A 16,911-nucleotide genomic window follows, 5' to 3' on the forward strand; every position below is an offset into this window, starting at 1 on the left:
TAACTGCGCAGACCTGCTGAATAATTACAAACTAAGCATAATTTACATCCCCCTCTCATAGTTATAGTACTACGCAGCTTTTATGCGATGACTGTGAAAGGGGGATTTTTATGTACTGTTTTGAATATGAAATGCTGGTCAACAAAGAACATCGGCTGGCACCTTCATATATTCCCGACAATCTGATGGAGCCCTCCATCCCGTTTATTGCCCCTGAGGGGGACCCGAAACGCCTTTTGGAATACCGTGCCGCAAAAGCCGCAGAACAGCTCTTCGCCGGGGCCCTGGGAGCGGGTCTGTCTCTCTATGGAATCTCTGGTTACCGCTCCTATGAAAGACAGCGGGAAATCTATGACAATGCGGCGGACACCAGTTACATTGCCCCGCCCGGCGGCAGCGAACACCAGACCGGGCTGGCCCTGGACGTCTCCTGTCCCGGTGTGGACCTGGATCTGATTGAAGAGTTTGCGGACACTGCCGAGGGAATCTGGCTTAAGCGTCATGCCCCTCTCTATGGATTTATTCTGCGTTATCCGAAAAGCAAAGAAAAAATTACCGGATATGCCTGCGAACCCTGGCATATCCGGTATGTCACCAGATCATTGGCCCTCTATCTGACGCTCACTGGGCTGACCCTGGAAGAATATCATGTCCAGACGCCTACTGTTCCATCTGGCGCCCCATAAAACCTGCCGCGCACCTGGCCAGAACCTGCTCAGTCTCACCCATTCTGCGTTTTGCGTCTTTACCAATCAGAATCACCGCCCCGATGGCGTCGCCTTCACAGAGGATAGGGCAGACCACCTGGGGAAGGCTCTCCTCACTCTCCTCACCGGTCACCTTCACATATTTGCTGTCATCTCCCGATGACAGTATCTGCTCACGATCGTTAATAGCGGTTTCCAGTTGTCTGCTGATGGGTTTCCCAATGTATTCTTTACGCATCCCGCCTGCGGCGGCAATGACCTGGTCCCTGTCCGTAATGCAGATCACATGCCCGGATGCCTGGGCCAGGGCCTCTGCATATTCCTTAGAAAAAGCGCTCAACTCCCCAATTGGAGAGTATTTTTTCAGAATGATTTCCCCTTCTCTGTCCGTAAAGATCTCAAGCGGAGCTCCCTCTTTAATGCGCAGTGTCCTGCGGATCTCTTTTGGTATCACCACTCGTCCGAGATCATCAATCCTCCTGACAATTCCTGTTGCCTTCATAAAAATTCCTCCATCTTACATTTATCATAATCCGTATTGCTTACCCGGAATTATTATCTGTAAAATGGAGGAAAATATTCAAAATTCTATTAATAGGGATAGAAATTTCCAGAAGAATCCGTCACGCCCGTATCCCCGAAGGTGTAAACCGTTCCGGCACTGTCCACCCAGTTGCCGTTGCTATCCTTGGTAACCGTCACATAATTTCCGTCTTTGTCATAAAAACCATTGCTTTCATCTGTCCCTTTGTAAGGGAAATAGTTTCCGGCATTGTCCGTCACTCCATTTTCGCCGAAGTAGTAAACCGTGCCGTAGCTGTCCACCCAGTTGCCATTGCTGTCCTTGGTCACTGCAATATAGTTGCCGCTCTGATCGTAAAATCCACTGGTCTCGCCGCTGCTGTTGGTTTCTTTATTGTCGTTGTCCGTATTGCTGTTGTTGTTGTCCGATGAGGAGCTGTCATAAGTATACCAGTAACCATCGCTTCCCAGGGCACCATACTGCTGCATTTCATAGGTCTTTCCATTGCTGTCCTTCCACACACCGCTGGCATCCTGTGTCACATAGATAGGATTTCCATTGCTGTCATAGATTACTGTGGTCTTCCCTGCTGACGAGGAACTGCTGTCCGTGGAGTCTGTACTCTCGGACTGGCCGGTGGTACTGCCGTTTTTCTTAGTGCTTGATGACTTTTTCAGTACCTGGAAGCTCTCCACAGATACCTGAATCTGACGCATCAGCTCTTCATCTTCCTCCTCAACCACGCCTGTCACAGAGTAGATATCCGTGTCAGACACAATATCGTACCCCACTGTGTATGCATATTTCTCCGTTGAATCCGTACACTTAACAATCGTATGGTATTTATCCGAGGTTCCCACTGTCTGCTTCGTAAAGTTGATCACCTCGTACTTTTTGATGTCTTTCCCTGCTGTTTCCAGATTATCCAGAACCTCCTCCTTGGTAGAGGGCAGCTTCACTTTGGAAATATCCGTACCGGTGATGTGATTCACCGTGATCGTACCCTTTCCATCAGACTCAAATTCCAGGGTATCATCCGCGTCCTTTGTATTCTTCCAGGATTCATCCGGCAGCTTTATAGACATTGTCTTATCCTTAGATGTATATGTTTTTGTGGTTGTGATCGCTGTTCCGGGTTTTTCTTCAACCTTTTCCGTTGGTTTCTCCGTCGTCAGTTCCGTCAGCTGATCAGCTACGGACTCTGTCTCCCCCTTTTTGCTGCATCCCATGAGCATAGCCGCCGCAGCCAACGCAGCAACCAGCAGTACAGCACTTTTCTTCATCCTATTCATTATTCATCCTCCATTGCTGCAGCCAAACCGAGCTCCCCCAGTCCGGCCTGCTCTTTGTTCCATTGCCTCTGGCTACACCCATGATTATATAATGCCCCTTGGGGTATGTCAAGTCAACAACCCCGCTGCTTTGCAGCGGGGTTGTCGACCAGTAACGTTAACCCATGCGCCAGCGGTTAAGCTGCCGCGCAAGCAATGATTTATTTCCCCTTTTCCAGCCATGAACTGCTGCACTCTATCTCTTCCAGCTCAGGGCTGTAAAACTCATAGCAGTTCTTTCCCCTATTTTTTGCAGCGTATAGCGCTTTATCCGCTTTTTCTAAAAGCACCTGCAGGTCCTTACCATCAGCGGGATATCTGGCAATTCCGATACTACAGGAAACCTGCTCGGAATTTCTGTTCTCGCAGATCAGGGTACGAATCCATTCCGCCTTGTTGGCAATCGCTTCCTCCCCTTTCATGCCCTCCAAAACCACAATAAATTCATCACCCCCAACCCTGGCCACAATATCGCTGGCCCTCACATTGTCCTGCAGAATTCTGGCAATCTGCTTTAAGACCCTGTCTCCTGTCAAATGCCCCATCGTGTCATTTATGTTCTTAAAGCCGTCCAAATCCATAAAGAGAATGGCAAACTCGTCCTGTATATCCCCTTTCAGCAACAGCTCCATCTGATTCCAAAGCGCATGGCGGTTCATAGCGCCTGTGAGATAGTCATGAAGCGCTCTCTGCCGCCACTGCTGGGTCTCTTTCTGGAATTTACGCACACTGACAATCTTCCCTATATATCCCGCACAGGCATACTCATCATGGGGGCTGCTCCCCCATATGACCCGCAGGTACAGTTCAAAAAGTTCTCCCTGGTGTTTCAGGGTATCCAGAGACAGTCTTGTCTTGTATAGAGGATTTTGGGGTGTCAGAAAAGCGACTTCCCTCTGTATCCGTTCCATATCTGTCCGGTCTGCAAAATTGCATCTCTCTATGTAATCCCTGGCATGATGAATGTGGGTGCACTCCCCAAAAACCTCATGAAATTTTTCTGTAAACTCAATCTCATCTATTATCTTATTGTAGTCAAACAGAATCTCTCCGGACATCTCATTAAACCACTGGGTCTTCTGGCGTTCCCTCTCAAACATCTCCAGGGCATAGTCGGAAAGGCAGGTCTGAACAGGCGCCTTTGCCGCAACCGGAACAGTCAGTCTGTGCAGAAAACCGGATTCCTGTTTATCCTCCTTTCCGTACAACTCCCTGTCCAACTCATCCGCCATGTTTAAAAAGCATTCCAGAATCTTGGGATTAAAGTTTCCGCATTCCCCATTTTGTATCATTGCAATGGCCTCTTGGTGGGTACAGGCTTTTTTGTATACCCGGTCAGAGACCAGGGCATCATACACATCCGCTATGGACACCACCTGGGCCGCCACAGGAATCTCCTCCCCCTTCAGGCCATCGGGATACCCCCGTCCGTCATAGCGCTCGTGATGGTGGCGGCAGATCTCATAGCCATAGCGAAAGGTGTCCTCCTCCCGGAAAAAGGGAATGCTGGCTATGATTTCACATCCGTATATGGTATGTTTTTTCATCTCATCAAACTCTTCTGCAGTAAGCTTTCCCGGCTTGTTCAATATATAATCCGGTATGGAAATCTTGCCCACATCGTGCATAGCTGACGCATTTGAGATCATCTCAATCTCCTCGTCCGTAAACGGGTACTCCTCATATTCCTGTCTCAGCTTCTGCAAAATTTTCCGGGTCACCATACGGATATGGCGCACATGCTGTCCTGACTCATTGCTTCGAAACTCAATCACGGAACTTAGAATGTCGATCATTGAAATATTGATTCCATTGAGTTTCTCTGTCTGCCTGCGAATGGTTTCCACCTGTCTGTCCACAAGATTCTGAAGATGGTTTTTGTTGCGAAACAGCTCCACCGCATTGTTCACACGCTTTCTTACAATTACCGGATTGATAATCGGTTTGTTGATGATATCCACAACACCGTTTTCATACCCCCGCAGGGCTGTGTCCACGGAAGTTTCAGCAGTGATGAGAAACACCGGAATCCGCTCCATCAGTCTGCGCTCATTCAGAAACCTGAGCACACTGAAGCCGTCCATTTCAGGCATCACAATATCCAAAAGAATCGCTGTAATCTCCTCTCCCTGCTCCTGGATCTTCTCAAGCGCCTCCCTGCCGTTCTCCGCTTCCTGTATCTCATACTCCTGGTAAAACAGTTCCGCCAGTATTGCCCGATTGAGCTCTGAATCATCTACAATAAGAATTTTTCCGGAATCCTTTCCCTCCATAATTGCGGACCTCTCAATTTCTGTTTTTTTCAATATCCTCCGTAACCCTTTTATACTCTCTCTGCACTCCGGTCCACTTCTCATCGACCAGTGACCACTCAGCGTCCGAGCGAAGGGCTTCCACAATCTCGCTGCACGCTCCAAACAACTGCTGAAATCCCAAATTTCCCGCAACGCCCTTCAGGGTATGGGCTTCCTCAAAAGCTCTTGTCTTCTGCCTGCTCTCCATTGCGCCTTGCAGTCCCTGGAAAGTCTGGTCTTCCAGGAACTTTACCGCAAACTTTTCCCACAGCTTTTCGTTATTCATAAAACGAAGCATTACCGCTTCCTTCTCCAACAGATTCGGGTTCATATTTTCAAATAGTGACATAAGCTTTTCCTCCATAACCCCGTGTATTTACGCCATTATAACATATACACAGAGCCTTTTCAATGTGTGACCCTAATATGACCAGCTTGTTTTCCCTAAAATTTTCTGTTCACTTCTTGACCGGCAGCAGTACGCAGCTACCGCTTGTCAAAATATTCTTTCACCTGCACAACGTCTCTCTGAACCTGCTCCCTCACTTCTTTTATGCCGGAGAATTTACGAATGTCCCGAATATGCTTATGTATCTCAAGCACCATGGGTTCCCCGTAGATTTCCCTGTCAAAATTTTGAATAAAGGTCTCTACCGTTATTTGGGGCAGGTCATCCACAGAGGGTCTGGGACCTATATTGGTAAGCCCCCGATAGACATGACCGTCCACTCTTGCCAAAGACGCGTAGACTCCGTTTGGGGGATACTGTTTTTCAGACGGCACTGCCAGATTTGCAGTGGGCATACCCACGGTTCTTCCGATGGCTTTTCCATGCACCACTCTGCCCATCATTATATAAGGATATCCGCAGAGCTGCGCTGTGTACTCCATATCTCCCAAAATAAGGGCCCTGCGCACCCGGTCGGTACTGATCCTTCCCTTCTCATCGCAGACCTCCCGAACTCTGCACAGATCTGTGCCCTGCAGTCCCGGCCCAGCCGTATTCCCGGAAACCACCAGGGAACTCCCCAGCCTGCGCAATATCTCTGTCTCCAGCTCGCCAGAGCCTTTTTCCAACTCTTCTATGTCCAAAAACACCATTACGTCCACGCCGATCTTCTCCATCAGCCACGCCTTTTCTTCCTGGTTGGTCAGCACCTTTTGCCCTTCTGTGCCTCCCTTCCAGGTCACTGCCACAGCCTCCCTTCCCCGCTTTCTGCTCTCCTCTACAAGCTGTCTGAGCACAGCCCTGTGCCCCAAGTGCATCCCATCAAACGCTCCTATGGCGGCACAAGTGTTTTTTCTATTGATTAAGTGATTATAAATCTGCATGCGTTATGATTCCTTACCTTTACCTTTTTTAATCGTATCTTTCTACATTTTACGCAATTCAAAGAAATTTATCAATGGTCCTTTCAAAAATAAAGAGCCTGGCTAAGCCAAGCTCTAACATGTTGTGTCACTCCACCGCCGTTCTTTTGACCTGGTCAAATCCGTGGGCCACTGCGGGGATTGCCAGGATAATCACTGTGACCACCCCCTCTGAAAATATGTACGCTCCGTTGTAAGCCAGAGAATAGGGAAGTGCTCCCCAGCCCTCCCAGGCATACTCGCCAAAGAAAATCCATCCTGAGATTACGGAAAACACATATCGCCCGCAGATCCCCAGCAAATAGCCTTTTACCAATCCATTTTTCGATCTGTAAAACAAGCCGGAAAGCCCCAGGGCTCCGAAGGCCAGTACATAATCTACCAGCACCTGGGCGGGGAACAGAATGTACGGATCAACTAAAAACTGCAGAACCCCATAGGCCACAGCAGTGAGTATCCCGGTAGCCGGGCCGTAAAAATAGCCGGCCAGACACACAAAAAGCATACTGAAAAGCGTCACTGCCCCGCCGAAGGGAAACTCAAAAACCTTCATCATAGAGGTGATGGTTCCCAGCGCAATTACCATAGCGCAGAACGCCAACTGCTTGGCATTCATCTTTTTTCTCTCTTTTTTCTTGGCTGCCAGCGCTGCTATCACAACCAGCGCTACCAGCAGAACGGCAACAAGGGCATACCCTGCAGTGGTAAGGGCATACCCCTCCTCCGATGCGGTTACAAAAAATGACATAAAAAAACCTCCTTTTCTCTGCACCCGGTTCCATTAAAGAGGGATATCCTTCTCTCTTTTGGGTAAACCGGACATATCCAGGAGGGGACTACTGATTATTTTGCTTCCTTACGCCGGTATGGTCCGGATCAAGTAGTGAGGGTCAACACAATGTTCTCTCAGCCCGAAGGCTCCCCTAGCTGAATCTTCTGTTATTTAATTTATCAAAAATATTGTATCATCCATGCGGAAAATGTCAAGCTTTTGCATAGAGGGAATTTGCTTTTATGGTATTTTATCGTAATTGTTCAGACGGGTCGTTACTACCCAGAGCGTTGCACGTGTTTGCGTGAGAGCTGCCAACGCCCAAGCGACTGCTTTCTCCAGAACCTAGTGGAACATAAAACTTCCCCAAAGCCGTTCAGAAATCGTCTGAGTGGCACCATCTCCCGCCTATAGGAAACAGCTTCCACCGGCGCAGGGCTATGCTTCGGGGACAATTGGCGTGCGTTTTTAATGAAGATGAGATCCTCTGCCTACGGAAACTTAGAGACGAAGGCTCTCCTGAGTCTCTTAGTTGTAGTTGGCAGATAGCTCATCGCAATGCTGCACGCGTCCCCGAAGCATAGCCCTGCGCCGGTGGAAGCGTCCCCCTCAGCCCAAAACGGACAGGCCCTGTCTAAACTGTTACATTTTATCCAAGAACCCCAAGGTGCTCTAGCAGGATTTTAAATCCCATAACAACCAGTACAATCCCACCCAGAAGCTCCGCCTTGGACTTGTACTTGCATCCGAATACATTCCCCACCACAATCCCTGCCCCGGAAAGCAAAAAGGTGGTAATTCCAATAAAGCTCACTGCCGAAAGAATGTCCACCTTCAGAAAAGCAAAGGTTACCCCCACAGCCAGGGCATCGATGCTGGTAGCCACTGCCAGGGGAAACATCTCTCTAGCTCCAAATCCCCCGTCTATCTTTTCATCCTCCCCCCTGGCTTCCCGGATCATATTGATCCCAATGAGAACCAACAGTACAAAGGCAATCCAATGGTCTACATTTACGATAAGCGCCTGAAATCGAACCCCCAGTATGTAACCGATCAAGGGCATCAGAGCCTGAAACCCTCCAAAATAGATTCCAACCGTCAGCACATGTACGGGTTTCACCTTGGGCACTGACAGTCCCTTGCAGACAGACACTGCAAAAGCATCCATTGAAAGCCCCACCGCAAGCACAAGCAACTCCCACAACCCCATCTCTTATCTCCTCCTGTTATCCATATTGGTTCATCCACTTTACAGTGTATTGTAAGTTCCTGAGAACTTTCCCCTGAAAGAAAAAAAGAGCCCTATCTGCCCAAAAAACAGATAAGTCTCGTCATTTAATCCAAAGCCAGGGAGATCTCTCCCAGTATGTTGGCTATGTCACGTTTTACGCTGACTACTCCCTTACATTGGAGGTATTATACTATGTATTGATAGAATTTGTCAATAACATTCCAGTATAAAAAAGGGACTATACAGAATGAAAGCTTCATTCTGCAACCGTCCCATTTTTGTTCAAACATAATTGGTTTTGTTCTATTTTGCCGCGGTTTCTGTCTCTGCGGCTGACTCACTCTGAGGTTCATCTGCTGCTGTCTCAGTAGTGGTCTCTGCTGCCTCTGTCTCACTGCCCGCTTCTGTAGCTGCCTGTGAAACCGCTTCGGTAGCCGATTCCGACCCTGCCTCTGTGGCAGCCTCCGTTGTCTTCACCTCAAAGGTATCTACAAAATCAATCTTTTCCAACAGCTTTTCATCTGTGGTAAAGGTCACTCCCTCTTTCCAGGCATTATAGACTTCCTCGAATTTGTCACTCTGTCGCTGTGAGACAATCGTTGCCTTCTGGTTCTGTGTTGCCTCCTCATCAAAGGTGGACTGCATCTGTACCACATAGTAGCCATTCTCTGTCTCTACCACACTGTCCGCAACCTGACCGTCCTCCAGGGCGTCCGCAGCTGTCTTGACCTCATCCGGGATGGTTCCGTTATCTGTTCCGTAGGAGGATGTGGAAGCGGCTTTACTCTCATCCACAGCCTTTGCGGCAGCGTCCAGCTCTTCCCCGCCCTTTACAGCATCCAACACCTGCTGGGCCTGTTCCTTCATTGCCGTCTTCTCCTCGTCTGTGAGAGTAACGGTATTGCCCTCTTCATCAGTGGAATCTGCTGTACTGAACAGTACGTACTGAATGGTCTTCTGGGCAGCCTCCTCATCAGAAACCTCCGTATCCACATCCGCAATAATAGCCTTCTGCATCTTGGACTGGATCAGTGTGAGTGTGAGCATACGCTCAATCGTCTCCTGGGAAGCGGTCATGGCATCCAGCACCTTTTCGTCATTGGTCTCCAAAAATTCCTTTGCAGCCTCGGTAATCTGTGCCTTCTCCTCATCGGATATGGTCACCTTGTATTCATCCATGTGCTTTTCCAGAATCAACTGCTGCTCAATTGTTTCCATGATGCCGCTCTTGGTTGTCTCTCCGTAGCTGCTCCACATATTGTCCCCGAACATTGCGCCGTAAGCGCTCTGCATCTGGGCCTGATTGTAACGCACCATAAAGTTAGCCAGGGCAAAATCCACTTTTTCTCCGTCAAGTGTGGCAATTGCCTTTCCCGCATTGGAACCGCACCCTGCCAGCAGGGCAGCTGTCATGGCAATACACAGTCCTGCTGTGAGCAGTCTTTTTCGTAGCTTAATCATAAACAAATTTCCTCCTAATCTCTTTATCCCATTTGCATATTATAGCCCTTTTTGAGCTCTGCCGCAACTTTTTTATGCAAATTAACAGTTTTTTCACACTTCATTTGACAAAAACCGCAGCTCTTCCAAAATATCCTTCACCACAGTCAGCACATCGTCATTATCCTTCAGGCTTTTCCTGGGTTTACTGTACAGAAAGTAGGGGTTGGTGTCCACGGTGAACTTCAGTCTTCCCCGGCTCCTCTTTACCAGCTCCTCGATTTTCTGTGGATCTGCTTTTGTCCTCTCAAACATGGTAAATTTGATAAAATCGCCCTTTTGCGAGACCTCCGTCACAAAGGCTTGGTGAGCTAAGGCCTTCAGATTGGCAATGGCCAGCAGATTCTGGACTGATCTGGGCGGCTCTCCGAACCGGTCCATCAGCTCCTCCAGCATGTCATCGTACTCCTCCTCATTTTCTATCCCTGCAATGCGCTTGTAGATATCCAGCTTCTGCGCCTCATTCCGGATATATTTTTCAGGAATAAAGGCATCGATATCCAGATCCACTGCGGTATCATAGGCCTCCTGGGGCTCTTTCTCCCCCTTCTGTTCCTTCACAGCCTCATTGAGCATTTTACAGTATAGGTCATATCCCACCGCCTCCATATGCCCGTGCTGCTGGGCCCCTAAAAGGTTTCCGGCACCGCGAATCTCTAAGTCCCGCATGGCAATCTTAAACCCGCTGCCCAGGTCCGTGAATTCCCTTATGGCGTGCAGCCTCTTTTCCGCCACTTCCTTGAGCATCTTATTGCGCTTATACATGAGAAAGGCGTAGGCAGTCCGGTTGGAACGTCCCACACGCCCCCTCAGCTGGTAGAGCTGGGACAGGCCCATGTTGTCCGCATCGTGGATGATCATCGTATTCACATTGGAGATATCCAGACCTGTCTCAATGATTGTGGTGGACACCAGCACATCGATCTCCCCGTTTATGAACTCATACATGATCTTCTCCAGCTCTCTCTCCCTCATCTGGCCATGGGCAAAAGCCACATTCGCCTCCGGAACCAGCTTGGCAATGGTGTTGGTCATCTCCACAATGGTGTTGACCCGGTTGTATACATAGTATACCTGCCCGCCTCTGGCCAGCTCACGGCTGATGGCCTCCCGCACCATCTCATCGTTGTATTCCATCACATAGGTCTGGATGGGCATACGCTCCATGGGGGCCTCCTCCAGAACGCTCATGTCCCGGATACCGATCAGGCTCATGTGCAGCGTCCTGGGGATGGGGGTTGCGGTCAAGGTCAGTACATCAATATTCTCCTTCAGCTTTTTAATTTTTTCCTTGTGTGCGACTCCGAAGCGCTGTTCCTCGTCAATAATCAGTACGCCCAGATCCTTATACTCCACATCCTTGGACAAAACTCTGTGGGTACCGATCACAATATCCACCAGACCCTTTTTCAGATCCGTGATCGTCTTTTTCTGTTCCGCCGCCGTCCGGAATCTGCAAAGCAGGTCCACACGCACCGGAAAGTCCTTCATCCTCTGTACAAAGGTGTTGTAGTGCTGCTGAGCCAGAATGGTAGTAGGCACCAGGTAAACCACCTGTTTCCCCTCCTGGACAGCTTTGAAGGCCACGCGGATAGCGATCTCAGTCTTTCCGTATCCCACATCCCCGCAGACCAGTCTGTCCATGATCTTGGTGCTCTCCATGTCCTTCTTGGCCGCCTCAATGGCCAAGAGCTGGTCCTCCGTCTCCTCAAAGGGGAAGGTTTCCTCAAACTCTTTCTGCCATACCGTGTCCTCCCCGTAGACAAAGCCCTCCTTCTGCTGGCGCACTGCATAAAGTTCCACCAGGTCTCTGGCAATATCCTTTACCGCTCCCCGGACTCTGGCCTTTGTCTTGCCCCACTCTTGGGTTCCCAGTTTGTTCAGCTTTGGCCTCTTTGCATCCGCGTCCGCATACTTCTGAATCACATCCAGCTGTGTAGCCAGTATATACAAATTGCTACCGCCTGCATACTCGATTTTCATGTAGTCCTTGATGACTTTGTCAACCTCTACCTTTTCTATTCCCCGGTAGACACCCAGTCCGTGATTTTCATGTACTACATAGTCCCCTATGGAAAGTTCGGTAAAGCTCTGGATCTTTTTGCCCTCATAGGTTTTCCGCTTCTTCTTTTTTCTCTTCTCTTTTCCAAAGATATCGCTCTCTGAGATAACCACAAACTTAATCAGGGGATACTCATACCCCCGATGTGCATTACCGTAGGCCACCAGGATTTCACCTGGCGCCACCTCCCGGTCCAGATCCTCTGTGTAGAAGCTGTTCAACTCATATTCCCGCAGATCTGCTGCCAGACGCCCCGCCCTGGTCCTGGAACCGGAGAGCAAAATCACCTGATACCCGTCCTTTTTCCATTTCTTTAGATCCTTGACCAGCAACTCAAAGCTATTGTTGTAAGGGTTTACTGCCCGTACATCCAGGCTGAACCGCTCCCCCACCTGCCAGTGGCCTTTGGGCGCTTCCAGGGTACACAGGCCCATACAGGCTGTCCTGTTCAGCCGCCCCACCGTGTCCTGGGCTCCAAAGAGAATATTCATCTGTCCGGGCAGCACATAGCCCTTTTCCAGGCGGTTTGACATACTCTCCCGAAATTCCTGCTCAATGGCCTGGGCCTCCTCCATCAGACGGTGAGGTTCGTCCAGCACAAACAATGCCTTTTTGTCCCGAAAATAGTCGATAAAAGACACCGTATCCTCATACAGGTAGTCTACCAGGGCATCCAGGCCCATGGTTCCCTGAAAATCCAGCAGCCTCTCCTTAGTCTCCTCCAGCAGTGTCTTCAGCCGAAAAGCTTCCTCCGTCTTCATCTCTCTGCGGAAGGTCTCGTACAGCCTTGCGACCTCCTTCTCCATCCTGGCTATGGCGCGGTCTATGCGTTCTCTGCCGCCGATCACCTCATTTGCGGGATAGATGTGCACCTGGTCCAGGTTTTCTATGGACCGCTGGCTCTCCACATCAAAGCTGCGGATGGAATCCACCTCATCCCCCCACAACTCAATGCGCACCGGATTCTCCTCAGTGAGAGGAAAAATATCCATGATTCCCCCGCGCACGGCAAACTGTCCGCTGCCTTCCACCTGGGAAACCCGCTCATACCCCATTTCCGTCAGTTTTATCTTTGCAGCGTCCATATCAAATGGACTGTCGCTCTCAATGTGCAATACCTCAGCCCCAAGACGCTCCAGCGGAAGCAGATGGTCCATGCATCCCCCCATGGTAGTGATGACTGTGACCGGCTCCCCCTGGGCCAGCGCCTTCAGGACTGTAATCCGCTGCTGCACAAGCAAATTGCTGTGGATATCCGCACTGTAGAAGATCAGGTCTTTTGCAGGGTACAATAGGGCGCCCCTGTCAAAAAACCTGTAGTTTTCATATAGTTCTTTAGCTCTCGTCTCACTGTAAGTGATAATGACCTTACAGGGAAAATCCACACCTGTCCCGTAGACAAAGTGCGCTTTCTGGGCGTCAATGCAGCCTGATACCTGCACCATCCCCTTTTCTCCCCCCAGAGCATTCCGGATTTCATTGTATTCAACCAGCTTTGTTAACGGTGAAATTAAGGCTTTCATTTTATTACCTTCTTATTATACTCATTCATAGCAGCGTCCATATCACCGGCAATGATCTTCACCACCGCGTCCGCCGCCCGCTCCAGTGACTCGCCCACCAGTTCCCTCTCTGCTTTGGAGAAACGGCTCAGCACATAATCCGCCAGATCAAAACCTCTCGGTTTCTCCCCGATTCCCACCTTTACGCGCTTAAAGACCTGTCCCCCCAGATGGGCAATAATATTTTTGATTCCATTGTGTCCCCCTGCACTCCCCTTTGCCCGAAGCCTGAGCTGCCCCGGTTCCAGACTGATATCGTCGTAAACCACAATCAGCTCCTCTGTCTCATCGATCTTATAAAAGTCTATGAGTTCTCTCACGCTTTCACCACTCAAATTCATGAACGTCTGGGGTTTCGCCAGAATGACCTTCTCCCCCTCAATCACGCCTCTGCCATACAGAGCCTTATGCTTCTTTGCGTCTACCGGTATCCTGTACCTGTCCGCGAGAACGTCAATGGTGTCAAATCCCACATTGTGCCTGGTATGGGCATACTGCCTTCCCGGATTCCCCAGACCTACAATAATATACATATTTTCACTTCCTTATCTTTATTATTCTCTCCTGTTCTGGCTTGGTCGAACATTGCCCGAATGTACCACCTATTTTACAGTATGGTTTAAAAAATGTCCATTCATTTGCATAACTGCCGTATATTTGTGGTAACAGTTCAGCCAACTGCCCTGTTACTGCATAAATCCATTAAAATCACCTGCGGTGATGGGATTTATGCACTCTTGAATCATGTTCTTGCGGTCTGCGCAGTAAATGCGGACACCTGTTTGAACTGTTACTATTTATCTGCAGGTCAAATAAATGGTTAAAAAATACCGGCATAGGTGAATAATACTAAGAGGGAAGGAGCGAATAATTTTTATAATAACAGTAATTATTACTGGTTTTTTACACATGGTTATGCTATAATAGAGAAAACGCAAATTATGAGGAGGGATTTATATGGATAGCCTGAAACTGAGGGATGATTTTTACTGGGTTGGTATCGTAGACCAGGATCTGCGGGTGTTTGACATTATCATGTATACTGAGTTTGGAACCACCTACAATTCCTATCTTTTGAAAACCGGGGATAAGACAGTCCTTTTTGAAACTGCAAAAGCCAAATTCTTTGATGAGTACATTGAAAAATTGAAGGAAATTACGGACATATCCACCATTGATTATCTGGTGGTCAGCCACACGGAGCCGGATCATGCGGGAAGTATTGAAGGTCTCTTAAACATGAATCCCAATATAAAAATTGTGGCCACCCCCTGTGCCATTGGATTTCTAAAGGAAATTGTAAACCGGGATTTTTACAGCATTCCGGTGAAGGACAACTACACTATGGAGATCGGGAACAAGACGCTGCGTTTCCTGGCAGTGCCCAATCTGCATTGGCCTGATACCATGTACACCTACATTGAGGAAGAGCAGATTCTGGTCACCTGTGATTCCTTTGGTTCCCACTATGCCTTTCCGGAGGTGTTGGTAAGCAAAGTGAAGGCGCACGAGGATTATATGAAGGCAACGCGCTATTACTTTGACTGTATCATCGGACCCTACAAGTCTTTTATGCGTACTGCCCTTGAGAGGGTTCGCAAGCTCAGCCTTTCCATGATCTGTACCGGACACGGCCCTGTATTGGATGACAATCTGGACTTTATTTTAAATACTTATGAGGACTGGTGCAGGTCGGATAATCCCAACCCCAGAAAGACTGTCATCATCCCCTATGTGAGCGCTTACGGCTACACCAGGGAACTGTCCCAGAAGATCGCGGAGGGTATCCGGGACAGCGGAGAGATTGATGTGAGAAGCTATGACCTGGTGGAAACCCAGCAGGATGAGGTGCTAAAAGAACTGGAGTTTGCAGACGGGATTCTCTTTGGAACGCCCACCATTTTAGGTGAGGCGCTCAAACCCATCTGGGACCTGACCACCTCCATTTACCCTCCCACCCACGGCGGCAAGCTGGCCAGCGCTTTTGGGAGCTACGGCTGGAGCGGCGAGGGGGTACCTCATATTCTGGAGCGCCTTCGCCAGTTGAAGCTAAAGGTGGTTGAGGGCTTCCGCGTCCGCTTCAAGCCGGATGACAACCAGCTTCGGGATGCCTATGAATACGGCTTTGACTTTGGCTGCACTCTCCTTGAAAAGGAAAATCCCAAGAAAGCTCCCTCCGGTGCCAGGAAGCTGGTTAAATGTCTGGTCTGCGGTGAAATCTTTGACTCCTCCCTGGAGATATGCCCGGTCTGCGGAGTAGGCAAGGAGCACTTTGTCCCCGTGGAGGAGGACTCCTCGGATTTCAGGAAGGATACAGATCACTTCTATGTGATCCTTGGAAACGGCGCCGCCGGGGTCAATGCGGCGGAAGCCATACGCAAACGGGACAAAACGGGTTCCATTGTCATGATCAGCGATGAGCCCTATTTCCCCTACAACCGCCCTATGCTCACCAAAACTATGATGGCCGGGCTGAGCCCGGAGCAGATTGCAATCCATGAGGAGAGCTGGTACGAGGACAATAAGATCATTCAGGTGCTGGGCAAAACCGTCACCTCCATTGACACGGACAGTCACGAGGTACTGCTGACGGACGGGACCAGGCTGCGGTACACGAAACTGATCTACGCCTTGGGCAGCGAGTGCTTTATCCCGCCGATTCCAGGCCGCGATAAGCCTGAGGTCATTGCTATCCGCCGTCTGGCTGATGCCAGGAAGGTGGGACATATGCTGGACAGTGTGAGGGAAGCCGTGGTCATCGGAGGCGGAGTGCTGGGCCTGGAAGCTGCCTGGGAGCTGAAAAAATCCGGCTGCAAGGTAACTGTTTTAGAGGCTGCCCCGCAGCTTATGGGACGTCAGTTGGATGAAGAGGCCGGAAATATGTTAAAGGCCATCAGCCAGGGGCAGGGTATCCGCATTCTGACCAGTGCATCCATTGAGCAGATCGAGGGAGAAGAGCATGTCACTGGGGTGAGGCTCTCAGCCGGGGAGGTCATCCCCGCCCAGTTAGTGATCGTCTCCGCCGGTGTCCGCCCCAACATCCGGATTGCACAGGAGGCTGGACTGTCTGTGGACCGTGGCGTGCTGGTAAACAGCAATATGCTCACCAACACTTTCGATGTTTACGCCTGCGGAGACTGTGCCCAGTTTGATGGAATTAACTATGCCATCTGGCCCCAGGCTGTGGAGCAGGGAAAGACAGCCGGTGCAAACGCTGCCGGGGAGACTGAGGAGTACACCACAGTCCCCGCTGCGCTCACCTTTAACAGCATGAATACCTCCCTATACGCCAACGGGGACACTGGAAAGAATCCCAACCTGATCTATAAGACTGTGGAGTTTAAGGATATGGGACGAAAGCAGTACGAAAAATGCTATTTTCTGAACAACAAGCTCTGCGGTGTGATTTTGATTGGAGACATCTCCAAAATGGCCAGATATGCGGAGGCGATGCAGAAGAAAGCTACCTTTAAAGAATTGTTCTAATGCAAATACGCCTCGGTGTATTTGCAGCAAAGGCTTTATCTTCCTTCAAGATGAAAAGAATCCCGCTCGCGG

Annotated in this window: 12 protein-coding genes and 1 riboswitch; of the genes, 2 read left to right on the plus strand and 10 right to left on the minus strand. The window is 49.6% G+C overall.

Features of this window, described 5'->3' with window-relative positions; all coding sequences use genetic code 11:
• Positions 1–110 precede the first annotated feature (110 nt).
• A complete protein-coding gene (locus AC0THY_RS00915) occupies positions 111–686 on the plus strand; it encodes a M15 family metallopeptidase (protein WP_489992601.1) in 576 nt (191 codons plus the stop codon).
• Here the strand turns inward: AC0THY_RS00915 and spoVT are convergent.
• The 10 genes from spoVT to pth form a co-directional block, all read right to left on the minus strand.
• A complete protein-coding gene (spoVT, locus tag AC0THY_RS00920; protein ID WP_489992602.1) occupies positions 661–1,209 on the minus strand; it encodes a stage V sporulation protein T in 549 nt (182 codons plus the stop codon). The two genes, AC0THY_RS00915 and spoVT, sit on opposite strands and share 26 nt — an antisense overlap.
• Positions 1,210–1,298: 89 nt before the next feature.
• Entirely contained in the window at positions 1,299–2,522 is a 1,224-nt protein-coding gene (locus AC0THY_RS00925; RefSeq protein ID WP_489992603.1) for a hypothetical protein, read from the minus strand.
• A gap of 200 nt (positions 2,523–2,722) precedes the next feature.
• A complete protein-coding gene (locus AC0THY_RS00930; protein WP_489992604.1) occupies positions 2,723–4,834 on the minus strand; it encodes a GGDEF/HDGYP domain-containing response regulator in 2,112 nt (703 codons plus the stop codon).
• 13 nt (positions 4,835–4,847) lie between these two features.
• Positions 4,848–5,204: an Hpt domain-containing protein gene (locus tag AC0THY_RS00935; RefSeq protein WP_489992605.1), complete on the minus strand. Its 357-nt coding sequence runs from the start codon at positions 5,202–5,204 to the stop codon at positions 4,848–4,850.
• A gap of 137 nt (positions 5,205–5,341) precedes the next feature.
• Positions 5,342–6,187 carry a riboflavin kinase gene (locus tag AC0THY_RS00940; protein ID WP_489992606.1) on the minus strand — a complete coding sequence of 282 codons (846 nt, stop codon included), beginning with the start codon at positions 6,185–6,187 and terminating at the stop codon, positions 5,342–5,344.
• Positions 6,188–6,314: 127 nt separating this feature from the next.
• Positions 6,315–6,974 (minus strand): energy-coupled thiamine transporter ThiT, encoded by a 660-nt coding sequence (locus AC0THY_RS00945; protein WP_489992607.1) that lies wholly within the window; start codon positions 6,972–6,974, stop codon positions 6,315–6,317.
• An 88-nt stretch (positions 6,975–7,062) separates the two neighbouring features.
• A riboswitch (TPP riboswitch) is annotated at positions 7,063–7,161 on the minus strand.
• A gap of 486 nt (positions 7,162–7,647) precedes the next feature.
• Positions 7,648–8,208, minus strand: coding sequence for a manganese efflux pump MntP (locus AC0THY_RS00950; protein ID WP_489992608.1), 561 nt, complete (start codon positions 8,206–8,208; stop codon positions 7,648–7,650).
• Positions 8,209–8,532: 324 nt separating this feature from the next.
• Complete coding sequence (locus AC0THY_RS00955; RefSeq protein WP_489992609.1) at positions 8,533–9,690, minus strand: peptidylprolyl isomerase; 1,158 nt, start codon at positions 9,688–9,690, stop codon at positions 8,533–8,535.
• 93 nt (positions 9,691–9,783) lie between these two features.
• Entirely contained in the window at positions 9,784–13,314 is a 3,531-nt protein-coding gene (gene mfd, locus AC0THY_RS00960; protein ID WP_489992610.1) for a transcription-repair coupling factor, read from the minus strand.
• Positions 13,311–13,886 (minus strand): aminoacyl-tRNA hydrolase, encoded by a 576-nt coding sequence (gene pth, locus AC0THY_RS00965; RefSeq protein ID WP_489992611.1) that lies wholly within the window; start codon positions 13,884–13,886, stop codon positions 13,311–13,313. Before pth ends, mfd begins: the two co-directional genes overlap by 4 nt.
• 424 nt (positions 13,887–14,310) lie before the next feature.
• On the opposite strand from pth, the gene AC0THY_RS00970 reads away from it, so the two are divergent.
• Positions 14,311–16,839, plus strand: a complete 2,529-nt coding sequence (locus AC0THY_RS00970) for an FAD-dependent oxidoreductase (protein WP_489992612.1) — start codon at positions 14,311–14,313, stop codon at positions 16,837–16,839.
• Positions 16,840–16,911: the final 72 nt, after the last annotated feature.

The organism is Ruminococcus sp. 8Y-12 (genome assembly GCF_058119865.1).